Source organism: Rhizobium sp. AAP116 (genome assembly GCF_001295785.1).
Classification (GTDB): domain Bacteria; phylum Pseudomonadota; class Alphaproteobacteria; order Rhizobiales; family Rhizobiaceae; genus Allorhizobium.
In genome coordinates this window covers 49,690-74,028 of the sequence record NZ_LJIB01000008.1, presented here as the reverse complement: position 1 = coordinate 74,028, position 24,339 = coordinate 49,690, and the positions used below count along the sequence as shown (strand labels likewise).

The 24,339-nt window shown below is 61.9% G+C and carries 18 protein-coding genes and 1 tRNA gene; 16 read left to right on the top strand and 3 right to left on the bottom strand.

The window, feature by feature from the left end; translation table 11 throughout:
• Window positions 1-83 precede the first annotated feature (83 nt).
• Together IP85_RS07445 and IP85_RS07440 are read left to right on the top strand one after the other, a co-directional pair.
• Entirely contained in the window at window positions 84-1,799 is a 1,716-nt protein-coding gene (locus IP85_RS07445; protein WP_054149051.1) for a GH32 C-terminal domain-containing protein, read from the top strand.
• A gap of 78 nt (window positions 1,800-1,877) precedes the next feature.
• On the top strand, window positions 1,878-3,356 hold the full coding sequence (locus IP85_RS07440) for a pyruvate kinase (RefSeq protein WP_054149050.1): 1,479 nt from the start codon (window positions 1,878-1,880) through the stop codon (window positions 3,354-3,356).
• Between the two features lie 33 nt (window positions 3,357-3,389).
• Here the strand turns inward: IP85_RS07440 and IP85_RS07435 are convergent, their stop codons facing one another.
• The gene (locus tag IP85_RS07435; RefSeq protein ID WP_054149049.1) at window positions 3,390-6,896 is read right to left on the bottom strand and encodes a PAS domain-containing hybrid sensor histidine kinase/response regulator; all 3,507 of its coding nucleotides are present in this window, start codon (window positions 6,894-6,896) and stop codon (window positions 3,390-3,392) included.
• Window positions 6,897-7,096: 200 nt separating this feature from the next.
• On the opposite strand from IP85_RS07435, the gene mscL reads away from it, so the two are divergent.
• The 6 genes from mscL (at window position 7,097) to IP85_RS07405 (ending at window position 15,187) form a co-directional block, all read left to right on the top strand.
• The gene (mscL, locus tag IP85_RS07430; RefSeq protein WP_054149048.1) at window positions 7,097-7,522 is read left to right on the top strand and encodes a large conductance mechanosensitive channel protein MscL; all 426 of its coding nucleotides are present in this window, start codon (window positions 7,097-7,099) and stop codon (window positions 7,520-7,522) included.
• A 131-nt stretch (window positions 7,523-7,653) separates the two neighbouring features.
• Window positions 7,654-8,823, top strand: coding sequence for a pyridoxal phosphate-dependent aminotransferase (locus IP85_RS07425; protein ID WP_054149047.1), 1,170 nt, complete (start codon window positions 7,654-7,656; stop codon window positions 8,821-8,823).
• Window positions 8,824-8,998: 175 nt separating this feature from the next.
• Complete coding sequence (gene galE / locus IP85_RS07420) at window positions 8,999-10,030, top strand: UDP-glucose 4-epimerase GalE (RefSeq protein ID WP_054149046.1); 1,032 nt, start codon at window positions 8,999-9,001, stop codon at window positions 10,028-10,030.
• A 191-nt stretch (window positions 10,031-10,221) separates the two neighbouring features.
• Window positions 10,222-11,292, top strand: coding sequence for an HlyD family efflux transporter periplasmic adaptor subunit (locus IP85_RS07415; RefSeq protein WP_054149045.1), 1,071 nt, complete (start codon window positions 10,222-10,224; stop codon window positions 11,290-11,292).
• A gap of 1 nt (window position 11,293) precedes the next feature.
• Window positions 11,294-14,071: a ribosome-associated ATPase/putative transporter RbbA gene (gene rbbA / locus IP85_RS07410; protein ID WP_054149044.1), complete on the top strand. Its 2,778-nt coding sequence runs from the start codon at window positions 11,294-11,296 to the stop codon at window positions 14,069-14,071.
• 3 nt (window positions 14,072-14,074) lie between these two features.
• Window positions 14,075-15,187, top strand: a complete 1,113-nt coding sequence (locus IP85_RS07405; protein WP_054149043.1) for an ABC transporter permease — start codon at window positions 14,075-14,077, stop codon at window positions 15,185-15,187.
• An 88-nt stretch (window positions 15,188-15,275) separates the two neighbouring features.
• Here IP85_RS07405 and katG read toward each other — a convergent pair whose 3' ends face one another.
• Window positions 15,276-17,453 carry a catalase/peroxidase HPI gene (gene katG, locus IP85_RS07400; RefSeq protein WP_054149042.1) on the bottom strand — a complete coding sequence of 726 codons (2,178 nt, stop codon included), beginning with the start codon at window positions 17,451-17,453 and terminating at the stop codon, window positions 15,276-15,278.
• Between the two features lie 260 nt (window positions 17,454-17,713).
• Here katG and IP85_RS07395 point away from each other — a divergent pair, with 260 nt between their 5' ends.
• Both IP85_RS07395 and IP85_RS07390 read left to right on the top strand, forming a co-directional pair.
• Window positions 17,714-18,634: a hydrogen peroxide-inducible genes activator gene (locus IP85_RS07395; RefSeq protein WP_054149041.1), complete on the top strand. Its 921-nt coding sequence runs from the start codon at window positions 17,714-17,716 to the stop codon at window positions 18,632-18,634.
• Between the two features lie 54 nt (window positions 18,635-18,688).
• Window positions 18,689-19,309: a hypothetical protein gene (locus tag IP85_RS07390; RefSeq protein ID WP_054149040.1), complete on the top strand. Its 621-nt coding sequence runs from the start codon at window positions 18,689-18,691 to the stop codon at window positions 19,307-19,309.
• Window positions 19,310-19,378: 69 nt separating this feature from the next.
• Here the strand turns inward: IP85_RS07390 and IP85_RS07385 are convergent.
• Window positions 19,379-19,453, bottom strand: a tRNA-Thr gene (locus IP85_RS07385).
• A gap of 154 nt (window positions 19,454-19,607) precedes the next feature.
• Here IP85_RS07385 and IP85_RS07380 point away from each other — a divergent pair.
• The 6 genes from IP85_RS07380 to IP85_RS07355 all read left to right on the top strand — a co-directional run bounded on the left by IP85_RS07380 (window position 19,608) and on the right by IP85_RS07355 (window position 24,268).
• The gene (locus IP85_RS07380) at window positions 19,608-19,922 is read left to right on the top strand and encodes a hypothetical protein (protein ID WP_245280827.1); all 315 of its coding nucleotides are present in this window, start codon (window positions 19,608-19,610) and stop codon (window positions 19,920-19,922) included.
• A gap of 126 nt (window positions 19,923-20,048) precedes the next feature.
• Window positions 20,049-21,341, top strand: a complete 1,293-nt coding sequence (murA, locus tag IP85_RS07375; protein ID WP_054149039.1) for a UDP-N-acetylglucosamine 1-carboxyvinyltransferase — start codon at window positions 20,049-20,051, stop codon at window positions 21,339-21,341.
• Between the two features lie 138 nt (window positions 21,342-21,479).
• A complete protein-coding gene (locus IP85_RS07370; protein WP_054149038.1) occupies window positions 21,480-21,917 on the top strand; it encodes a DUF2948 family protein in 438 nt (145 codons plus the stop codon).
• A 108-nt stretch (window positions 21,918-22,025) separates the two neighbouring features.
• Window positions 22,026-23,324, top strand: coding sequence for a histidinol dehydrogenase (gene hisD / locus IP85_RS07365; RefSeq protein WP_054149037.1), 1,299 nt, complete (start codon window positions 22,026-22,028; stop codon window positions 23,322-23,324).
• Between the two features lie 3 nt (window positions 23,325-23,327).
• Window positions 23,328-23,801: a UPF0262 family protein gene (locus tag IP85_RS07360; protein WP_054149036.1), complete on the top strand. Its 474-nt coding sequence runs from the start codon at window positions 23,328-23,330 to the stop codon at window positions 23,799-23,801.
• Window positions 23,802-23,806: 5 nt separating this feature from the next.
• Window positions 23,807-24,268 (top strand): low molecular weight phosphatase family protein, encoded by a 462-nt coding sequence (locus IP85_RS07355; protein WP_054149035.1) that lies wholly within the window; start codon window positions 23,807-23,809, stop codon window positions 24,266-24,268.
• Window positions 24,269-24,339 lie beyond the last annotated feature (71 nt).

The window sequence follows — 24,339 nt, the reverse complement described above, 5'->3', positions numbered from 1 at the left end:
AGCCTCTGTGACAGCGAGGCATGGAACAGCCACGTAGCTCCTTCCGTTGAGCGCTGGCCTAGAAAGAAAAAAGGGAGACCTGCATGATGACAGCGACCTGCATACCGGATCATTACAGGGCTATCGAAGTCGAGCTTCCTGTGAACGCCGTGCTGCATCTCTGGCTAAAGGCGGTGACGCCGGAAGAGCCGGGGGCGGTGTCGTTGTACAGCGCAAATGGCAAGTTTGGTGAAGTGCAGGCTTCGAATGCGGAAGAGAACTCCTTCCGCATCTATCAGGTATTCGGCGGAGGCACGGTCACCCTCGCCTATGACATGGCGGTTACGTCGCTCTCTGTCGCCTACTGGTTCACGCCTTCGGACGTGCTGGAGACAGGCATCACGGTCATCCATACCAATCCGTCGAACGAGCCGCCGGATCTGCCTTATGGATATCACTTCCGCCCGCCCTTCGGCTGGATGAATGACCCGAACGGCTTCGGTCGATTCGGAGGGCGCCCGCATCTCTTCTACCAGCACTATTCGCATGGACGCATCTGGAACAACATGCATTGGGGCCACGCCGTCTCTTCGGACTACTTGCGCTGGCGGCATCTGCCGGTCTTCCTCTTCCCCTCCGAGGAACTGACGGTGCGACCGGACAAGCGCGGAGGCGCCTTCTCCGGTTCGGCGATTGCGCGGACCGACGGGCCCGGCATCCGGGTTTTCTTCACGGAGAAGATCGCCGAGCGCATGCCCGAGCAGGAAATCCAGCTGACGGCGACATCGACTGATCTGTTCAGCGCGGGTGCAGCAGAAGTCTTCCTGCCCCGTCGACCGGATGGCGAAGGCCTGACATTCGACTTTCGCGACCCTTACGTTTTCCGCAGTCCGGATGGGTTGTGGAAAATGCTGCTCGGCAGTCAGAGCGGCACGGGCGGTGTGGTGCTGCTTTACCAGACGGAGGACAACACGGCCGCCGCCGGCTGGGCCTATGTCGGCAAGCTCTACACCGAGACGCGCTATCAAACCTCGGCCCTCGAATGCCCCTGCCTTCTGCCCATGGATGGCGACTACCGCGACCCAGCCACCCGCTGGGCGCTGATCTATGGCCTGATGAACGGCGAGGACAAGGAGACCGGTCGACATAATCTGACGATGATCGATATCGGTTGGTTCGACGGCCGTAGTTTCGCCAAGTCCTTCGGCCGCGAACTCGATTTCGGCACCGACAACTATGCTTTCCAGGCATTCGTCGATGGCAACACGCCGGTCGGCATCGGCTGGCTCGGCAATTGGGCGGATACCGGTCCGACCGTCGATTTTCCCTCTGCGATGACATTGCCGCGCACGCTGGTTCTCGAAGGAGATACGTTGCTGACGCCTCCCATTGGCGCGGCCGAAAGCCTGCGCGCGCGCATGCTCGATCGTACGCGGCTGGCGTCCGGGCAACTCATAGAGCTGCCCAATGGCGCTGCCGAAATAACCTTCGAGCTGTCGGAGGCGGGCGGCGCGTTCCGCCTGGAGTTCGACCATCCGGACATTCGCCTGGCCGTTGCCCAGCATGAGGAAGGCCTAGAGATCCTGTACGGCTATCTCGACCGCCCCGAGGAGCCACCGGGTCCGCGCTATCTGGCGAAGGCGGCCGGCGCCCGCCGCCTGCGCGTCTTCCTCGACTACGGCTCTCTGGAGGTTTTTGCCGATGGCGGGCGCGTCGCCGGGACCAAGCGGATTGCTGGCTTTGATCCGGTACGGGCGGCAAGGCTCGTGGCTGAGCCCGGTGTCGTGGTCAACGCCACCGTATGGAGCCTCAGGCTCTGAGATCCCTGCGACATCGACTGTCATTGGGCTGTCAACAAGCCGGGATTAGGGTTCTGCAACAACCAGGCAGGGCCGATCATGAACATGCGAGAGACCACCGACGCCACCATTCGCGCAGCTGAAATCCACACCGAGATGGTGACGCTTAGGCAAGCGATCCTCGACGGAGCTTCGCTTTTGTCGTCAGGGAATGGCGAAGCGGATCCGGCGATCGCCAATCTGGCCCATTACCTTGCTTTGCGTCATCACGATATTCGTCTGTTGCAACGGCGCCTCATGTCGCTTGGCCTCTCTTCCATGGGCCGGCTGGAGAGCCGTGTCCTGCCAACGATCGACGCCGTGATCCATGCGCTGGCATCGCTTTCGGGCGTCCGGGCAGAGGCTCCCGCCATGCCGGCGGAAACAGATTTTTTTGCTGGCGAGGCGCGGCTTGAGGCTGCCACTGTTGACCTGTTTGGCACAAAGCCGGCTAGCCGCCGGACGCGAATCATGGTGACGCTGCCCAGTCAGGCCGCCGAAAGTCCCGACCTTATTTTGGATCTCGCCCGGGCCGGCATGGATGTCGCCCGCATCAATTGCGCCCATGACGATCCGGAGGCGTGGCGCACCATGACAGCTTTCGTCCAGGCAGCCGCCGGCGTCTGCGGACGTGACATCAAGGTTCTGATGGACATTGCCGGTCCAAAGATCAGAACGGGCGACGTGGCCTCGGTCGACAAAAAGCCGAGGCTGCAGATCGGTGATCGCGTCCGCCTCGTCGCAAATGCTGCTCCGCGTATCGATGAGAAAGCCCCGCACTCGGCTGCGGTCTCGCTACCGGAAATGGTCACCCGACTCTCCGTCGGTGATCGGCTCCGTTACGATGACGGAAAGCTCGAAGCGGTTGTCGAAAGCGTCGCAGCGGAGGAGGCGATCATCGTCGTTCGGCGCACCAAATCCGGCGGCACTCGCCTGAAGCCCGAAAAGGGCATCAACCTTCCCGACACCGCGCTCGGGCTTTCGCCGCTGACCAGCAAGGACGAAGCCGACCTTGAGATGGTCATCGAATGCGCCGATCTGATCGGCTATTCCTTTGTCAGTCGACCGGAAGACATCGATCTGCTCGACGACGTCCTCGCTCGTCACGGCAGGACCGATCGGCAGCTCGGCCTGATCGCCAAGATCGAGCAGCCGCTCGCGCTCACCAATCTTCCCGCCCTTATCGCGCGGGCACGCCAGCGCGGCCCCTTCGGTGTGATGATCGCACGTGGCGATCTCGCTGCTGAAATCGGCTTTGAACGGCTCGCGGAAATGCAGGAGGAGATCCTCTGGATCTGCGAGGCGGCCTCCGTCCCCTGCATCTGGGCGACTCAGGTGCTGGAAGACATGGTTAAGCAGGGCATTCCGACACGCGGCGAGATGACCGATGCCGCTATGGCGGCGCGGGCCGAATGCGTGATGCTGAACAAGGGGCCGGCCGTGGTCGAGGCGGTCTCGCTTCTCGACCGTCTGATGGGGCGCATGAACGATCACGTCTTCAAGAAGACGCCGACGCTGCGCGCCCTGAAGAGCTGGTGAGATCGGGTATCTCAAGCCCACTTATCCGCAGAGCTATTCAGCTGCCGCACTGCGTTGCGAGGAGACCTGCGTGATGAAGGCACGAAGCGCAGCAGGCCGCACCGGCTTGTGCTGCAGGGTTATCGAATGGCGCTCGGCCTCCGCACGCACCTCCGCCGAGCGATCGGCTGTGATCAGAAGAGCGGGGATGTCGGCCTGTGTCAGTGCTCTCAGCCTGAGAACTGCCCCGATGCCGCTGCCATCGTCCAGATGGTAGTCGACAATGACCAGATCCGGAGCCTTGGTGGACTTGATCAGTTCGTCCATCTCGGCGATCGAGCCTGCGCATTCGACAGTGCAACCCCAACCGGAGATGAGAAGCTGCATGCCTTCGAGGATCTTCGGCTCGTTGTCGATGCACAGCACCCGGAAGCCCTGCAGCGCCGGCGTGGAGCGACTGCCGGCATCGATCGATACGACGCCCTGGGCGGCCGGCTTGGCGACGTCGAGCGGCATGACAACCTTGAACGTCGTACCCTTGCCAGGCTTCGAGGCGAGTTCCACCGGGTGTTGCAGCACCTTGGCGATGCGGTCGACGATCGACAAGCCGAGGCCGAGACCGGATGCTGTGCGCATGCCTTCTTCGAGCCGCGCGAACTCCTTGAACACGGTGCGAAACTTGGACGAGGGGATGCCGATGCCGCTATCCGTCACCTGGATCACCACCTTGTCGCCTTGACGCCGGGCCCCGACCACGACGCGGCCTGACGGCGTGTACTTGATCGCGTTCGAAACAAGGTTCTGGACGAGGCGGCGCAACAGGGTCGGATCCGAGCGGACCGACAGTGTTGTCGGCATCACCACGAGCTTGAGGTCCTTTTCTCGAGCCATCGGCGCGAAGTCGGTTTCGATCCTTTGCAAGAGGCTGTTCAACGGCACGCTGGAAAAGCGTGGCTTCATCGCGCCGGTGTCCAGACGCGAAATGTCGAGAACGGCACCGAGAATGCTCTCGACCGATTCTAGAGCGGAATCGATATTGCCGACCAACGCGCTGTTTTGGGAATCGCCGAGCCGCTCGACCAGTGACGAGGAATAGAGCCGCGCGGCATTCAGCGGCTGCAGGATGTCGTGGCCGGCCGCGGCAAAGAAGCGGGTTTTTCCGATATTGGCCTCGTCGGCTGCCGCGCGGGCCTCCGCCAGGGCATGGTTCACCCGTGTCAGTTCGGCCGTGCGTTCGCTGACGCGTTGTTCCAGCGTTTCATTGGCCTGCTTCAGGGCCTGGTCAGCCTCAACGCGGGAGGTGATGTCGCTGAAAGTCGCGACGAGGCCCTTGTCGGGCATCAGGTTGCAGCGCACTTCGATGATCCGATGTCCACCGGCCAGCACCATCTGGAACGGCCTGTCGAACTGGTGGAAGCTTCGGATGACAGCCTGTGTGTCACCGGCCGGAACATCGCCTCGCTGCGCCAGAATGGCGATCATGTCGAGCAGCGGAAATCCGACTTGGCCGACATGCTCCGGCAGGTCCAGCAGCGTGCGGAAGCGCCGGTTCCAGATCGTCAGGCGGTCCGACGCGTCGAAGACGGCGATCCCCTGCTCCATCTGGGCGAGCGCCGTCTGCATCATGTCCTGATTGTATTGCAGTGCTTCCGAGGCCTGGTCGAGCAGCCAGACCGTATCAGCCGATGGATCCTCGGCCTTCTGCAGGATCAGCGACAGGACCAGACGTGCCGAAGAGGAGCCGATCGCGCTGCCGAGCAGCTGTTCGGAAAAATGGATGAAGGCCATGTCGGCCGGACTGTCGTCGGCGAGTTTGCGGCCGACCGTCTGCTCGTAGGACCGGAATGACCGCTCCATGCGCTCATTGCCGAGATAGCGGGCAATCGCAGCCTTGAGGTCGCCGACGGCGACACTCGTCTTCCATCCCCGGGTTGCGGAGTTGGAGCGGGGCTGGCGCTTGATGAAGATCGCCGACTGGATGCGCTCCACTGGGCGCGGATTGCGGCTGAGCGAACCGATGACGAAGGCGAGTGTGTTGATCAGCAGGCTGAAGATTGTCGCATTGACCAGCGGATCCGCATATTGCGGCTCGAACATCGATAGACCGGGCAACAGGAAACCCAGCACTGCGGACGCGATCCAGGAGTGATCTTCGGCGCCGAGGCTCGGCAGGAAGAGCAGATAGGCCCAGACCAAGAACCCGATGGTGAGCCCGGCGATTGCGCCACGTGCATTGGCCCGTCGCCAGATCAAGCCGCCGAACATGGCCGGTGCGATCTGCGCGATGGCGGTGAAGGAGAGCAGGCCGATCTTGGCGAGCCCCGTCGTATTGTCGGCGGAGCGGAAGTAGACATAGCCGAGCAGGAGGACGCCGAAGATCGCCGTGCGCCGGATATGCAGCAGCGTCTTGGCGAAGTCCTCGCGTTGGCTGGGTCGCCCCACCAGCTTTTGCCGCAGGAAGATCGGCAGGACCATGTCGTTCGACACCATGATCGCCAGCGCCACGGAGGCAACGATCACCATGGCGGTCGCGGCTGAGAAGCCGCCGATGAAGGTGAGAAGCGACACGAAGCCGGAGCCAGCTTCAAGTGGCAGCGAGAGCACGTAGAGATCGGCATCGCCGCTGCCGCCAAACATCAGCACACCGGCGATTGCCGCCGGCAAAACGAAGATGTTGATGGCGATCAGGTAAATTGGCATCAGGATCCCGGCGAGCTTCAGTTCCCGGGGTGTACGGTTTTCGACCACGGTAACGTGGAACTGCCGGGGCAGCATGATGATCGCGAAGGCCGAAAGCGCAATCAACAGCAGCCAACGGCTGGGCGGCGTTTCATGCGTCAGTGCGGCCATGACCGCCTCGCTCTCCACGGCCTTCTGCCACAGATCGGCAGGTCCATCGAACATCACCCAGATGACGAAGACGCCGAGCGTCCAGAAGGCAATGAGCTTGACGACCGATTCCATGGCGATGGCAAGGATCAGGCCGTCCTGGTGCTCTGTCGCATCCGTATGGCGCGTGCCGAAGATCACCGCGAAGCAGGCAAGGATGAAGGCGACGATCAGCGGCAGGTCGATAAAGTAGAGATTGCCGGTGCCGATGCCGTAGGCGGTCGGATCCATGACGGCCGCAACCGAACTCGAGACAGCTTTCAGCTGCAGCGCGATATAGGGGATGATGCCGACAAGGTAGATCACGGTGACCAGCATGCCGACGACGGGGTTCTTGCCGTATCGTGCCGCCACGAAGTCAGCGCCGGAGGTGATCTTTTCTGTCTTGGCGAGTTCGACGATCCGCCTCAGGATCGGCATGCCGAGCGTGTACATCAGGATCGGGCCGATGTAGATCGCCATGAATTCGAGGCCGTGTTCGGCGGCAAGGCCCACGCCGCCGAAATAGGTCCAGGACGTGCAATAGACGGCGAGGCTGAGCGCATAGACGACCGGCCGTCCCCCGGCAGGAACACCGTGCACGCGCGTCTTCCGGTCCCCGTAGCTCGCAACGGCAAACAGGAGCAACAGGTAACCGATCGCTGACGCAACGATGATCCAGCCTGGGAACACCTTTTCCTCCTCGACTGCGCCCGAGCCGGAACCTTAGGGCATGTCGGCGTCTTTTGAAATCGTTTCGAATATTGACCTTAGTCGAAAGGGAATGGCGACGTGTGCCGAATTACCATTTTCGAAAGCGTGAAGATTGATTAACCATGATCTTGGACCGGTTCTGCGCCGGTGACTCTCGGACCATTTAGGAGCAGGGGAATATGCTACACGAATTCAAGACATTCATCGCCCGCGGCAACGTCATGGACCTTGCCGTTGGCGTGATCATCGGCGGCGCCTTCGGTCTGATCGTCAGTTCGCTGGTCGAGGACATCGTCATGCCGGTTGTCGGCTTCATTTTTGGCGGCTTCGACTTTTCCAATTATTTCCTGCCTTTGAGCAGCAATGTCACGGCAAACACGCTGGCCGCCGCCCGCGAGCAGGGTGCCGTCTTCGCCTACGGCAACTTCATCACGGTTATCATTAACTTCATGATCCTCGCCTGGATCATCTTCCTGATGGTCAAGGGCGTGAATTCGCTGCGCAAGTCGATTGAAAAGGAAGAGCTGAAGGCCTCCGAAGCCGCTCCGCCACCGGCTGACGTGATGCTTCTGACCGAGATCCGCGACCTTCTCAAGACCCGCTGAAACCTCTCTGCGATCCGGCAGCGGATCGCAGAACCCATCAGCAGGATCGATCTTGTCCTCAAGGAATATCATGGGATTTTTGCCCGGTGATCGGTTAGACAGTCGGCACCGATCGAAGGAGTGAATTTCCCATGGCCCTGTTAGACAGTCTCAGCCCCCGCGCGCTCGCCGCACCGGAAAGCGGTATCGTCGAGATCATCAACTACGCACGGGGTCGTGACGGGCTTCTGCCTCTCTGGGCGGGCGAGGGCGATCTGCCGACGCCCGACTTCATCAATCGTGCGGCCAGCGACGCCCTGCTTGGTGGGGAGACCTTTTACACCTGGCAGCGCGGTATTCCCGAACTCCGCCAGGCGCTCTCGCGCTACTACAAGCGCCACTTCGCTGTCGATCTGCCGGTCGAACATTTTTACGTCACGGCTTCGGGCATGCAGGCCATTGCGCTTGCCGTCCAGGCTTTGACCTCGCCCGGCGATGAGATGATTTACCTCTCGCCCTGCTGGCCGAACATCGTCTCGGCGATCGATCTCGCTGGCGCTAAGTCCGTCTGCGTTCTGCTTTCCTTCACCGACGGTCGCTGGATGCTCGATCTCGATCGGCTGGAAAAGGCGATTACGCCGAAGACCAAGGCGCTCTTCATCAACACGCCGTCGAATCCCACTGGCTGGACGGCGACGCGCGAAGACCTGAAGGCAATCCTCGAGATCGCCCGCCGCCATGGCATCTGGATCCTCGCCGACGAAATCTATGCGCTCTATTACTACGGTGCATCCGAACGGGCGCCGTCTTTCTTCGATGTGATGGAAGAGGGCGACAAGGTGATGTTTGCCAATTCCTTCTCGAAGAACTGGTCGATGACCGGCTGGCGCGTCGGCTGGATTGTTGCCCCGCCGGAAATCGGTCAGGTGCTCGAAAACCTCATCCAGTATTCGACCTCGGGCGTCGCGCAGTTCATGCAGCGCGGTGCGGTCGTGGCCCTCGATCAGGGGGACGATTTCATACGGGAGAATATTGCGCGCGCCACCGCCTCGCGCGACATCCTCTGCGATGCCCTGATCGCCACCAACAGGGTCGAGACCTTGAAGCCGGAAGGAGCGCTCTATGCCTTCCTGAAAATCGACGGCATCACCGACAGCCGCAAGGCAGCCCTTGATATCGTCGACAAGACCGGCGTCGGCATGGCACCGGGCACGGCGTTCGGCGAGGGTGGCCTGCCGTTCCTAAGGGCCTGCTTCCTGCGCAACCCCGCCCATATCGAAGACGCAGCCGAACGCCTCAGCAGCTATATCAAGGCTCTCTGATCTCCCGAAACGATCGGGTGGTGAATCGATAAAATTTGACTGAAACGGCTTACTCGAACTTTACGAAGAATTCGAATAGCTGAGCCGTTTCAGTGGCTTGGAGGCTTTCGATAAGCACTCCGTAAGATGCGTGTGCTTTTCATGTCCCGATAAGAAAAACACGGGAAGAAAAGTCATGGCGATCTTGGTGACAGGTGGCGCAGGCTTCATCGGCAGCCATATGGTATGGGCTCTCCTCGATGCCGGGGAAGAGGTGGTCGTGGTCGACCGGCTGTCCACGGGCTTTCGTTGGGCGGTCGCGCCCCAGGCGCGCTTCTACCTCGGCGATATCGCCAAGCCGACTGTCCTCAAGCAGATCTTCGCCGAGAACGACATTGAGGCGATCATCCACTTTGCAGGCTCGATTGTCGTTCCGGAATCGATCGCCAATCCCCTGAGCTATTACGAAAACAATACCGAAAACACCCGCCGTCTTCTGTCGGCCGCCGTCAAGGCGGGGATCGACAAGGTCATCTTCTCGTCGACGGCGGCCGTCTACGGTCTGCCGGACAAGCCGCTGCCGGTGCGGGAGGATGCGCCACTGCGGCCGGAATCGCCCTATGGGCAGTCCAAGCTGATGAGCGAAATGATGCTGCGCGATACGGCGCGTGCCCATGGTCTCTGCTACGTGGCGCTGCGCTATTTCAACGTCGCCGGTGCCGATGTGCAGGGGCGCGCAGGAAATTCGGCCGTCGGTGCCACGCATCTGCTCAAGGTGGCCTGTGAGGCAGCGCTTGGCAAACGGTCCTCAATGTCTGTCTATGGCACTGACTACGACACCCCAGATGGCACGGGTGTGCGGGACTATATTCACATCAACGACCTCGTGGATGCACATCTCCAGGCGTTGCGATACTTGCGAAAGGGTGGCGGGCCCCTGGTGGCCAACTGCGGCTACGGCAAGGGTTATTCGGTGCTCGACATCATCGAAGCGGTGCGTCGTGCCACCAACGCCGATTTCCGGGTCGACTACGCGCCGCGCCGTCCCGGCGATGCGCCGCTCGTCGTGGCAGACTCCACACTGGCGAAGCAGGTTCTGGACTGGATGCCGCGCTATGACGATCTGGGCGTCATCGTCAACACGGCGCTTGCCTGGGAACGGCGGCTTCAAGAGCGGGCCACGCCCGATATCGACGATCTTCGCCGCCGGCTTGCCAGCGGTTTCTAGACGCATGGTTCGTTGCGCCAGAGAGACGCCGTCCCGGTTCGCCGGGGCGGCGTTTTGCTGAGGTGAAACGATCGGGCGAAGCAATCTCTAATTGACGTGGATCAAGTTCGCTGACCGTCCAGGCGTCTATGTCTATGCCGTCCTGGAGAAGCCGATGTCCGGCGATGGCAGGCGGATCTCGGAGATGGCGGATGGCAAAGCGTCAAAGCGGCTGGCTGGTCGCATTGCTGCTGATCGTGGTGGGCGGCGGGGCCTATTATGGCTGGAAGACCTTTGAAGGTGACGGCCTGCCGGCAAATATCGCGCACGGCAATGGTCGCATCGAGGCAGTGGAAATCGACATTTCCACGAAGACCGGAGGGCGGGTGAAAGACATTCTCGTCGACGAAGGCGATTTCGTCAGCGCCGGGCAGGTGCTGGCGTTGATGGAAACGAACCAGCTCGATGCACATCGCCGTCAGGCCGTGGCTGAACATCGCCGCACCCTCGTTGCCGTCGATACCGCCAGAAGCATTGTTGCCCAGCGGGAGGCCGAGCGCGAGGCCGCCCTTGCGACGGTTTCCCAGCGCGAAGCTCAGTTGAACTCAGCAGAAACCACACTGGCCCGCACGGAACGGCTGATGGAAAGTCGCACCACGAGCCAGCAGGTGGTTGATGACGGACGTGCTGCAGCCGCAAGCGCCCGTGCGGCACTGGCCGCATCGAAAGCTCAGGTGGCGGCCTCGGAGGCGGCGATCGGTGCGGCCCGGGCCCAGGTGATCGATGCCGAAGCGGCCGTTGCCGCCGCCGCGGCTGCAATCGAAAGCATAGACGCCGACATTGCCGACAGCACGCTCAGGGCGCCGAGGGATGGCCGCGTGCAGTACCGCGTTGCCCAGCTCGGCGAAGTCTTGAGCGCCGGCGGTCGCGTCTTGAACATCGTCGATCTCGCCGATGTCTACATGGCCTTCTTCCTGCCGACGGCAGAGGTTGGGCGCATCGCGCTCGGTAGTGAAGCCCGCATCGTGCTGGATGCCGCCGCAGCCTATACCATCCCGGCCAAGGTCAGTTTCGTCGCCGATGTCGCGCAGTTCACGCCCAAGACCGTGGAAACCGACGAGGAGCGGCAGAAACTGATGTTCCGCGTCAAGGCCAAGATTCCCGAGACTTTGCTCAAGAAATACATCCAGCAGGTCAAGACTGGCCTGCCAGGGATCGCCTATGTCAATCTCGACCCGGCAGCGCCCTGGCCCGAAAGCCTGACCGCCACACTGGTGCAGTGACATGAACGGCGCGGCGCAAACGCGATTGGTCGGTCCTGTCGTGCGCCTTCAAGGGGTGAGCCTCGCCTATGGCAAGACGCTGGCGCTGAATGACGTCTCGCTGGATGTGCCGGCGGGCCGGATGGTCGGCTTGATCGGCCCTGATGGTGTCGGCAAGTCGAGCCTGTTGTCGCTCGTCTCTGGTGCCCGCCAGATCCAGACCGGTCGGGTCGAGGTCTTCGGCGGCGATATGGCCCGAGCCTCACACCGGAGCAAATCCTGCCCGCTCATCGCCTATATGCCACAAGGCCTGGGCAAGAACCTCTATCCGACACTTTCGGTCTACGAGAATGTCGAGTTCTTCGGCCGCCTGTTCGGCCAGGATCGGCGCGAGCGCGAGCGGCGCATCGCCGGGCTCTTGCACGCCACAGGGCTGACGCCTTTCGCGGACCGTCCCGCGGGCAAGCTGTCGGGCGGTATGAAGCAGAAGCTCGGCCTCTGCTGTGCCCTTATCCACGATCCCGATCTTCTGATCCTCGACGAACCGACCACCGGCGTCGACCCGTTGTCGCGCCGGCAGTTCTGGGAACTGATCGACGGCATCAGGGCCGAGCGGCCTGGCATGAGTGTCATCGTGGCGACCGCCTACATGGAGGAGGCCGAGCGCTTCGACTGGCTGGTCGCCATGGACGACGGGCGCATACTGGACACGGGGACACCGGGCGAGTTGCGTGAGAGAACGGCAACCGCGACACTCGATGCTGCCTTCGTCGCCTTGCTGCCCGAAGAGAAACGTGGCCGAAACGAACCGCTGCGGATTGCGAGACGTCCAGGGACGGATGTTGGCGACATCGCGATCCGTGCAGAGCATTTGACCATGCGCTTCGGTGATTTCACCGCCGTTGACGATGTCAGTTTCGAGATTCCGCGCGGCGAGATCTTCGGTTTTCTCGGCTCGAACGGCTGCGGCAAGACGACGACGATGAAGATGCTGACGGGGCTGCTGGCCGCGACCGAGGGCAGGGCGGAAGTCTTCGGCCATCCCGTCGATCCAAAGGACCTCGCGATCCGTCGCCGCGTTGGCTACATGAGCCAGGCCTTCTCGCTCTACGGCGAACTGACGCTTCGGCAGAACCTCGAATTGCATGGCCGTCTCTTCGGTATGCCCAATGCCGAAATCGGGCCACGGCTGGAGGAACTGGCGGATCGATTTGGCTTTGTCGGGGCGCTCGAAGAATTGCCCGACGCCCTGCCGCTCGGGATGCGCCAGCGGCTATCGCTCGCCGTCGCCCTGATCCACCGTCCCGACATCCTGATCCTCGACGAACCCACGTCGGGTGTGGATCCGGTAGCGCGTGACGGCTTTTGGGCTTTGCTGGCCGACCTTTCCCGACGCGACAGCGTGACCATTTTCGTGTCGACCCATTTCATGAACGAGGCAGCACTTTGCGACAGGATCTCGCTGATGCATGCCGGCAAGGTCCTGGTCACCGATACGCCAGAGGCAATCGTTTCCGGCAGCGGGGCAGAAAACCTGGAACAGGCCTTCATTTATCATCTGGAGCAGGCGATCGGCGAACAGGCAGTACCCACGTTTGGCGCCGGGGAGAGTGAAGAAGCTGTCGTTTCACCTCCCGCAAAAACAACAAAGGTGAAACGTCATCGCCCGCTCCTCGATCGCCGTCGGCTGCTCGCCTTCAGCCGCCGTGAAGCGCTCGAGCTCATCCGTGACCCCATTCGTGCGACGCTTGCCATGCTCGGCAGCCTCATTCTGATGTTCGTCATCGGCTATGGCATTAATCTCGATGTCGAGAACCTGACCTTCGCGGCTCTCGACCGCGACGACACGGTCTTGAGCCGGGAATACATCGCGGAGATCGCCGGTTCCCGATATTTTATCGAGCGGCCGCGGTTGATCGACTACCAGGAGCTCGATCGCCGCATGCGCGCTGGCGACATCAGCCTCGCGATCGAGATCCCGCCCGGCTTCGGCCGAGATCTGGCTCGTGGCAATCGCAATGTCGACGTGGGTGCCTGGATCGACGGAGCGATGCCGGCTCGGGCCGAAACCGTCTCGGGTTATGTCCAGGGCATGCATGCAAGCTGGCTCGCCCGCAAGGCCCGCGAACTTTACGGCGACAAAGCCACTCTGGCGCCTTTCGAGATCGAATTGCGCTATCGCTACAATCCGAATGTGGAGAGCCTGGTCTCGATGGTCCCGGCGGTCATCCCGCTCCTGCTGATGCTCATCCCGGCCATGCTGTCCGTGTTGAGCGTGGTGCGAGAAAAGGAACTCGGCTCGATCATCAACTTCTACGTCACGCCGGTGACGCGTCTCGAATTTCTGCTCGGCAAGCAACTGCCGTACATCGGTATCGCTTTCCTGAACTTCCTCACCCTGACCGCCTTCGCCGTCTTCGGCTTCCAGGTGCCGCTTACCGGAAGCTTTGCTGTTCTGGCACTGGGAGCCTTGCTCTATGTCTTTGCCGCCACGGCGCTCGGTCTGCTCTTGTCGAGCTTCATGAAAAGCCAGATCTCGGCGATCTTCGGCACCACGCTGATCACCATTATCCCGGCCGTCCAGTTTTCCGGCATGCTGTCGCCCGTCTCCACTCTGCAAGGGGCAGGCGCCCTGATCGGGCAGATCTATCCGGCAAGCCATTTCGTCACGATCTCGCGCGGCGTCTTCTCCAAGGGGCTGACGTTTGCGGATCTGGAGCCACAATTGCTGGCGCTCGCAATCGTGGGTCCGCTCCTGCTGGTCGCAGGCACCTTCCTCCTCAAGAAGCAGGCGGTGTGACCCATGCGGCTGGCAAACATTCTTGAACTCGGCATCAAGGAACTGCGCGGCCTCGCTCGCGACCCGGCCCTGCTATTCCTGATCGTCTATGCCTTCACCCTGAACATCTACACCGCCGCAACCGCAGAGCCAGAGACGCTGAACAAGGCGGCGGTCGCGATTGTTGACGAGGATCGCTCACAGGTATCTGCCCGTATCGAAAGCGCGCTCTACCCGCCTTATTTCCTGTCCCCGCAGATGATCACACCGGCTGACATCGATCCGCGCATGAATGCCGGTCTCGACACCTTTGTGCTCGACATTCCGCCCGGCTTTCAGCGCGATCTTCTGGCCGGTCGCAGCCCGCAGATCCAGCTCAACGTTGACGCGACCCAGATGACCCAGGCCTTTTCCGGCGGCAGGTACATTCAAGAAATCGTCACGCGTGAAGTGACGGATTTCCTGAACCGGGGAGACGCGGCGGATCAGGTGAGCGTCGGCCTGACGCTCCGGGCGCGCTTCAATCCCGAGCTCGACAAGGGCTGGTTCGGATCGATCAACGAAGTCATTTCTGCCGTCACCATGCTGTCGATTATCCTGACCGGGGCGGCCCTGATCCGGGAGAGAGAGCACGGTACGATCGAACATCTCCTCGTCATGCCGGTCACGCCTGCGGAAATCATGCTGAGCAAGATCTGGTCGATGGGCCTGGTCGTGCTGCTGGCAACTATGTTTTCGCTCTTCGTCGTCGTGCAAGGTGCGCTAAACGTGCCCCTTCAGGGCTCCATGAGCCTTTTCCTCATCGGGGCGGCGCTACAACTGGTTGCCGCGACATCCATGGGCATCTTCCTCGCCACGGTCGCCGGGTCGATGCCGCAGTTCGGTTTGTTGCTGATGCTGGTTCTTCTGCCGCTGCAGATCCTGTCGGGCGGCATGACGCCCCGTGAAAGCATGCCCGAGGTGATCCAGTGGATCATGTCGGCGGCACCCAACACGCACTTCGTCATCATGGCCCAGGCGGTACTTTTCAGGGATGCCGGGCTCGACGTCGTCTGGCCTCAGATCCTGGCTCTGCTTGCCATCTCGGCCGTGTTCTTCGTCCTGTCCCTGCGCCGCTTCCGCGCCTTTCTGCGCTGAGACCAAGAAAAAGCCAGAGAGGCGGCTGCATCTCCGGCTTCTTCTAGCGGTTCCGAGCCTCGGGGCACGAGGCTCGTTGCCTTCGCTCTCAGGCTTCGAGATCGAAGCGATCGGCGTTCATGACCTTGACCCAGGCAGCGACGAAGTCCTTCACGAACTTCTCCTGGTTGTCGTCCTGAGCGTAAACTTCCGCATAGGCGCGCAGGACCGAGTTCGAACCGAAGACGAGATCGGCGCGCGTCGCGGTGAACTTCTTCTCACCGGTCTTGCGATCGCAGATGTCGTAGGAGTTCTTGCCGGTCGGCTTCCAGGTGAAACCCATGTCGGTCAGGTTGACGAAGAAGTCGTTCGTCAGCTGGCCTTCGCGGGTGGTGAACACGCCATGCTTGGTGCCGCCATAGTTGGTGCCGAGCACACGCAGACCGCCGAGCAGCACCGTCATTTCCGCACCCGTCAGGCCCATGAGCTGGGCGCGATCGAGCAGCATCTCTTCGGGGCTGACGACGTAGTCCTTCTTGGTCCAGTTGCGGAAACCGTCGGCGAGTGGCTCGAGCGGAGCGAAGCTTGCGGCATCCGTCTGCTCGATAGTGGCATCGCCACGACCTGCCGCAAACGGCACGGTCACGTCGTAACCAGCAGCCTTGGCAGCCGTTTCGATGCCAACATTGCCGGCCAGAACGATGACGTCGGCGACACTGGCGCCGAACTCGGCTGCGATCGGCTCCAGAACCGACAGCACCTTGCCGAGACGGGCCGGCTCGTTGCCTTCCCAATCACGCTGCGGAGCCAGACGGATGCGCGCACCGTTCGCACCGCCACGCATGTCAGACTGACGATAGGTGCGGGCGCTGTCCCAGGCGGTGGCCACCAGTTCGGCGGTCGACAGACCCGAAGCGGCGATCTTCGCCTTCACGGCGCTGACGTCGTAGTTGACAACACCAGCCGGCACCGGATCCTGCCAGATCAGCTCTTCGGTCGGGGCTTCCGGACCGATGTAGCGAACCTTCGGACCGAGATCGCGGTGGGTCAGCTTGAACCAGGCGCGAGCAAAGGTGTCCTGGAAATAGGCCGGATCGGCCATGAACTTCTCGCAGATGGCGCGATAGGCCGGATCGACCTTCATTGCCATGTCGGCATCGGTCATCATCGGCATGCGACGGATCGACGGGTCGGTGGCATCCACCGGCATATGCTCTTCCTTGATGCCGATCGGAGCCCACTGCTGGGCACCAGCGGGGCTGTGCGTCAGCTCCCAGTCATAGCCGAACAGCAGCTCGAAATAGCCCATGTCGAAGACCGTCGGGTTGGCGGTCCATGCGCCTTCGATGCCCGAGGTGACAGCCAGGCTCGCCTTGCCGTTCTGGTTCGGGTTCATCCAGCCGAAGCCCTGGTTTTCGAGATCACCAGCTTCCGGCTCGACGCCGAGCGCCTGCGCGTCGCCATTGCCGTGTGCCTTGCCGACGGTGTGGCCACCAGCGGTCAGCGCTGCGGTCTCTTCGTCGTTCATTGCCATGCGGGCGAAGGTTTCACGCACCTGGGCGGCGGTCGCCATCGGATCAGGCTTGCCGTTCACGCCTTCCGGGTTCACGTAGATGAGACCCATCTGCACAGCGGCGAGCGGGTTTTCCATCGTGTCAGGCTTGGTGACGTCTTCGTAGCGGCTGTCGGAGGGGGCAAGCCACTGCTTTTCCGCACCCCAGTAGACGTCCTTTTCCGGGCCCCAGATATCCGGGCGGCCGAAGGAGAAGCCGAAGGTCTTCAGACCCATGTCTTCATAAGCGACGGTACCGGCATAGAGGATCAGGTCGGCCCAGGAGATCTTGTTGCCGTACTTCTTCTTCAGCGGCCACAGAAGGCGGCGTGCCTTGTCGAGGCTGGCATTGTCAGGCCAGGAGTTGAGCGGCGCAAAACGGATATTGCCCGTGCCGCCGCCGCCGCGGCCGTCGGCCAGACGGTAGGAGCCGGCAGAGTGCCAGGCGAGACGGATCATCAGGCCGCCGTAGTGACCCCAGTCAGCTGGCCACCATTCCTGGCTGTCGCGCAGCAGGGCCTTCATGTCGGCCTTCAGCGCAGTAGCGTCGAGCTGCTTGACGGCTTCACGGTAATCGAAGCCCTTGCCCATCGGGTCGGTCTTGGTGTCGTGCTGGTGCAGGATGTCGAGGTTCAGCGCATTCGGCCACCAGGCCATGACGTTTGCGCCGCTTTCCGTGTTCGAACCATGCATGACCGGACATTTGCCGGTGCCTTTGTTGCTCAGGGTATCCATAAATTGCCTCCTTGAAGAACCCGCTTTCCCAGGATCGGATTGCTGACACTCTTGAAGAGCACGTCCGCATCACAACCCGATGAACTGGCGACAGGACATTGGAGCGTCCCGCCGGATCCGTCGTCCGCCTGGCTTCTTGGGAACCAGACCAGCTGTGCCACCCCCTTTAGGCGACACGCCGACATCATCTGGAATTGTTCTAGCAAAGCCTTTCGATTAATGTAAGTTGGAAATTGTGATCAGTTCCATAGGATTAGGTTATGATCAATTTCACACTCCGGCAGCTGCGCTATTTCGAGGCGCTGGCCCGTCATGGCCATTTCGGGCGCGCGGCCGAAGCCTGTTCGATTTCCCAGCCAGCCCTGTCGGTTCAGATCAAGGAGCTTGAGGAGACCCTCGGTGTGGAACTGTTCGAGCGCTCGGCCAGACAGCTGCGCCTTTCTGCGTTCGGAGAGGAATTCCTGCTGCGGGTGCGCGACATCCTGCGCTCCGTCGACGAACTGGGCGACCTCGCCCGTGCTCATCGCAAACATCTGGTTGGACGCCTAAGGATCGGTGTCATCCCGACGGTCGCTCCCTATCTGTTGCCCGGCATGATATCAGCGCTCACCCGCGAAAACCCCGATCTCGATATCCATGTCCGCGAAACCGTGACCCCGAAGCTCCTGCAGGAACTGGCAGAGGGCCGCCTGGACACGGCGATCGTCGCCTTGCCGGTCTCGGAGCCATCGCTGACCGAGATGCCGCTCTTCGAGGAAAACTTCGTGCTCGTCCGCCCGAAGGAAGACGCCGGCAAGCCGGTGCCGAACAGGGAAATGCTGCGCGAGATGCGCCTGCTTCTGCTGGAGGAGGGGCATTGTTTCCGCGAGCAGGCCCTCTCTTTTTGCGACATGGGGGCGGTGCGTCCACGCGAGATTCTCGACGGGAGTTCGCTCTCCACGCTTGTCCAGATGGTCGGCGCCGGGATCGGTGTGACGCTCATTCCCGAGATTGCTATGCCGGTCGAAACCCGCTCCGCCGACGTCTCCATCGCCCGCTTTGAGGACCCCCAGCCGTCACGGAGGATCGGCATGATCTGGCGAAAGACGAGCCCCATCGCCAGACAGCTGACGGAAGTGGCCGAACTGGTGCGCCGGGCGGCCGGGGACCTGCAGCTCCGGTTCGCCACCCAGTCTTTCTGACGGGCGCGAAACCTTCCATCGCTCGAGGCGTTCGACATGGGAAGGGAGCGGACGATGTGGATCTGGCTGAAGGAGAATCACGGCATCATATCGGCTCTTTCGAGCTTCGCGATGCTGGGCGTCTGGATGCTCTATCTGCAGCTTTTCTATTCGAGCTATCGGCACCAGATCCGGCCCAAGATCCTGATCACCCGGGGAGGCGGCGATACGATTGCCGCGCGTTGCATCATCACCAACATGAGCCCCGAAATCATTTTCGTCCAGGCGGTCTTCCTGCGTTTGTCCTTTGCCGATCGGGAGCAACTCTATTCCCTGAGCGAGGCAGATCGCGCCGGCTTTTCGCCGCCAGACAGGCGTAGTGAACTGGTGCAGGGCCCCTTGCGCAGCGGCGATTTTCTGGAGCTCGGCTCTTTCGAGGAATTGCTGACGACCGTGCTCGGCAAGGAAAACGCTCTGCACCAACTGGCTGAGGCTCACACGCTCACGGTCGTCACGGTTGGCAGCTACACGTGGCACGATCGCCTTGCCGCAGCGGAAAGATCGTTCAGGCTACGTCGCAATGAAGTGCAACAGACCATCCTCATTCCCACGCGAATGACTTCCAGGCAGATTCGCTCCAAAACCGAAAAGCGGGCAGTAGCCCGTATGGTCGAAAAGCACGCGGGCCTAGGTTGAGTGCACCCATCAATCGACTGGTAGCGCAACAACCATCAACGTCATGTGAATCAGAATATGCGAGTGAAATGGTGCTGCTAGAGAGATTTGAACTCTCGGCCTCTCCCTTACCAAGGGAGTGCTCTACCCCTGAGCTATAGCAGCATCTGGCGGGCGACGCGTTTGGTCGGCCCGGAACGAGGCGCCTATTGCCATAGAGTTTCGGGCAGCGCAAGCCGTAAAGCGTTTGTGTAGCCAAGTTTTGTGACGGGGGCGGAAGGCACTTTGCGATTTTTATCCGATCGGATATCACCCGCTCATGACAAATGACCCGGAAAACAAGGGCGAAGCGGACGAAGGCCGGCCCGAAGCCGCGCCGCTCGCCGATCGTGGAAAACGTGCGCTCTCCGACGCCGAACAGCGGCGGCGTGAACGCGCGGCGGCGAAACTCAGGGAAAATCTCGCCCGTCGCAAGCAGCAGTCTCGGGCACGGCGAGCCGGTGAGGCTGAAGACGGCGTGGGTCTGCCGGCCGCGCAGGCTGCTTCGGTGGAGACCGCGGCGGAGGGCGAGGGCGGTGATCGGGATATGGGCAATGCCAATCCTGCCGCAAATTCGTCCAAACCCGGTGATTAACCGAGCGTTGCGGCTTCAATTGAACCGCTCGTTGTTTTCGTCTAAAGAGCCAGCCTCGCTGGATTGGCTTCCCCTCACACGTTCTCAAGGAAAGGCGGGCATCTCTCGCCCGTATCGCAGGCTCTTATGGATCGCATCAGGATTGTTGGTGGCAATGCGTTGAACGGGATCATCCCGATCTCGGGCGCCAAGAACGCAGCGCTTCCCCTGATGATCGCCTCGCTTTTGACGTCTGATACGCTGACGCTCGAAAACGTGCCGCATCTGGCAGACGTCGAAGGCCTGATCCGCATTCTCGGCAATCACGGCGTCGATATCGCCGTCAATGGTCGCCGCGAACATCAGGACGGTTCCTATTCGCGCACGGTGCATTTCACCTGCCGCACAGTGGCGGATACCACCGCACCTTACGAGCTTGTCTCGAAGATGCGCGCCAGCTTCTGGGTCATCGGTCCGTTGCTTGCCCGCGAAGGCCAGGCCCGCGTTTCGCTGCCCGGCGGTTGCGCCATCGGCACGCGCCCGGTCGATCTCTTCATCGAGGGCCTGACAGCGCTCGGCGCCGAGATGGAGATCGACGGCGGCTACATCAACGCCAAGGCACCGAAGGGCGGCCTGATCGGTGCCCGCTATACCTTCCCGAAGGTCTCGGTCGGCGCGACCCATGTCATGCTGATGGCCGCTTCGCTCGCTCGCGGCACGACCGTGATCGGCAACGCCGCTCGCGAGCCTGAGGTCGTCGATCTCGCCAACTGCCTGAATGCTATGGGTGCGAAGATTTCAGGCGCCGGCACCTCCACCATCACCATCGAGGGCGTCACCAGCCTTTCCGGCGCGCGTCACCGTGTCCTGCCGGACCGCATCGAGACCGGCACCTATGCCATGGCCGTTGCCATGACCGGCGGTGATGTAACGCTGTCGGGCACCGACATCACGCTCCTCGACACGGCCATCGAGGCAATCCGCCGCGCCGGTGCCGAAGTGTCGGCCGTCGAGGGCGGCATCCGTGTTATCGGCCATGGCGATCAAATCCGCCCGGTCGATATCGTCACCGAACCTTTCCCGGGCTTCCCGACCGACCTGCAGGCGCAGTTCATGGGCCTGATGACCCGCGCGCAAGGCGTGTCCCACGTCACCGAGACGATCTTCGAGAACCGTTTCATGCATGTGCAGGAACTCGCCCGCCTTGGCGCCAAGATCACGCTCTCCGGCCAGACGGCCCGCATCGAGGGTGTCACCCGCCTGCGTGGCGCCCCGGTCATGGCAACCGATCTGCGCGCCTCCGTCTCGCTGGTCATTGCCGGTTTGGCAGCCGAAGGCGAGACCATGGTCTCCCGCGTCTACCATCTCGACCGCGGCTTCGAACGGCTCGAAGAAAAGCTCACCCGCTGCGGTGCCATTGTTGAGCGCATCACCGACTGAGCCCTCGGCTCGGGCGCACTCTTTAACAGCGATGCGGGGCGAAAAGTCTTTTTGCCCCGTTGCCACTGGACAAGCCGCAACCTATGTCCAAAACATGAATTCGACGGGCACCGCCGAGAGGCGATACTGTGAGGTGACATGACGGACCTGAAGCTGCTGGCGCTCGATGCCGATGATCTCGCGATCATCTCGGCCCACATGCAGGACGCCGTGTTCAAGGTCGGTGACCTGAGCTTTTCGGCCCGCTCGGGCCTGTTTTCGCTCGCCGCCAACCGCTTCGTCTGGGAAAAGGCGGCACGCGCAACCAAGAGCTTCGAGCGCCGTCGTGCTGCCTTGAGCTTCAAGCGCGTCGAGGCGGTTCGCTCGATCGGTTTCGACCGAGGCAAGGCCGAGGAAGTCATGAGCCTGCTCGCGATCCGTTACGTGCCCAAGGGCGACGGTCCCGATGGCGTCGTCGAGCTCGTCTTGGCAGGCGGTGGCATGGTTGCCCTCGAAGTGGAATGCATCGAGGCCCAGCTTGCCGATATCGGCGGTGCCTGGGAAACGACGGCTCGGCCGGAACACGAAGCCGGCTGAGACGGCTGGATCGCGGGGCTGGCTCACGAGGCCGGCTGATGAGGCCGAGTGGCGGGCAATCGTCGCGGCTTGATTGAATTGAGAATGCTTGAGAGGGAAATACGGGGCGTGGCAATCTGGCTGGATCAGGCATCGGGAGATTTCGAGGCGCGTTTTGCGGCCTTCCTGACGACCAAGCGTGAAGTTTCCGACGACGTCAACGATGTCGTGCGCAAGATCATCGACGATGTGCGCGCGCGTGGCGATGCGGCACTCGCCGACTATTCCAAACGCTTCGATGGCGTGGATTTTTCGACCGTTTCCATGCGGGTGACGGATGAAGAGATTGCAGCAGCACTCGCCTCGACTGCGCCTGAGCTGATCGACGCCCTGAATCTCGCCGCCGAGCGCATCGAGCGTCACCATGCCCGGCAGATGCCGAAGGACGACATTTACGAGGATGCGATCGGGGTCGGACTCGGATCGCGCTGGACGGCGATCGATGCCGTCGGCCTTTACGTGCCTGGCGGCACGGCGAGTTATCCGAGCTCGGTGTTGATGAATGCGCTGCCGGCCAAGGTGGCAGGCGTTCCGCGCGTTGTCATGGTCGTACCGGCAACCGGCGGGACCATCAACCCGACCGTGCTGGCAGCCGCGAGCATTGCCGGTGTCACCGAGATCTATCGCATTGGCGGCGCCCAGGCCGTGGCAGCCCTTGCCTATGGCACAGAGACGATCGCGCCGGTTGCCAAGATCGTCGGCCCGGGCAATGCCTATGTCGCGGCGGCCAAGCGCCACGTCTTCGGCACCGTCGGCATCGACATGATCGCCGGTCCCTCCGAAGTCCTCATCATCGCCGACAAGGACAATGACCCGGATTGGCTGGCGGCCGACCTTCTCGCCCAGGCCGAGCACGATCCGGGCGCCCAGTCCATCGTCATCACTGACAATCGTGCACTCGGCGAGGCGGTGGAAGCGGCTGTTGAACGGCAGCTGAAATCCCTGCCGCGCGCCGAGACGGCCTCGGCCAGCTGGCGTGATTTCGGCGCGATCATCATGGTGGAGAAGCTCGAGGATTCGATAGCTCTGGCCAACCGCATCGCAGCCGAGCATCTGGAACTCGCCGTCGACGATCCGGAGCCGCTGATCGAAGGCATCCGAAATGCCGGTGCCATTTTCGTCGGTCGCCATACGCCGGAGGTGATCGGCGACTATGTCGGCGGTTCGAACCACGTTCTGCCGACGGCGCGATCCGCACGCTTCTCCTCTGGGCTGGGGGTGCTGGACTATGTCAAGCGCACCTCGATCCTGCGGCTCGGGCCGGAGCAGCTGCGCAAGCTTGCGCCGGCTGCGATTGCGCTGGCGAAATCGGAAGGGCTCGAAGCCCATGCCCGCTCCGTCGCCATCCGCCTCAATCTCGGGGACTAGCACATGGCGGCGGGCGACTTCCGGCTCTCAGATGTCGTGCTGGACGAGACCATCGGGCGCTCGACCCCTGATGTCGAGCATGAGCGGGCCGTTGCCATCTTCGACCTGATCGAGGAAAACTCGTTCGAGCCCGCCGGCCATCCTGGCGGTCCCTATCACCTCTTTCTGTCATTGATGGATCGCAAGCTCGTCTTCTCTATCAAGACGGAGGCCGGCGAGGATGTCGCCGTGCACATCCTGTCGCTGACGCCCTTGCAGCGGATTATCAAGGACTACTTCATGATTTGCGAAAGCTATTACGAGGCGATCCGCTCCTCGACGCCGTCGCAGATCGAAGCGATCGACATGGGTCGCCGTGGCATCCACAATGATGGCTCCCAGACGCTGATGGACAGGCTCTCCGGCAAGATCAAGATCGACTTCGATACTGCCCGGCGTCTCTTCACCCTGGTCTGCGTGCTCTATTGGCGAGGCTAGGCTCGATGAGCGAGGGCGCAGACGACATCCGCCGTCCGTCGCGGCCCGGCGCGGTCCTCTTCATGTGCGGCCAAAACGTCATCCGCAGCCCCATGGCCGAGGCGATTGCAAGACAGGCTCTGCCATCAGGCACCTGGGTTGCCTCTGCGGGCGTCAAGAAGGGCGAGCGCGATCCCTTCGTCGATGTCGTGCTCGATGAAATCGGCCTGTCGCTCGGCCGCCGCCAGCCCCAGACGCTGGAGGATCTGGAAGACGACTACTTCGACCTCGTGATCACTCTCACGCCGGAAGCCCATCACGCAGCCCTCGAATTGACGCGGTCTTCCGCGGTCGAGGTTGAATATTGGCCGATGCCGGATCCGACCGTCGAAACCGGCAGTCGCGAACAGCGGCTCACCGCCTATCGAGACGTGCGGGATCGCCTGACGAAGCTGATCCGGGACAGGCTGGTTCTGGCCCCGGATTAGCGCCGGTTTTGCCCCTCTTGAAACAAAATCCAAAAGCCGAATCTACAAGGTTCACAAATGCCGGGCGATTG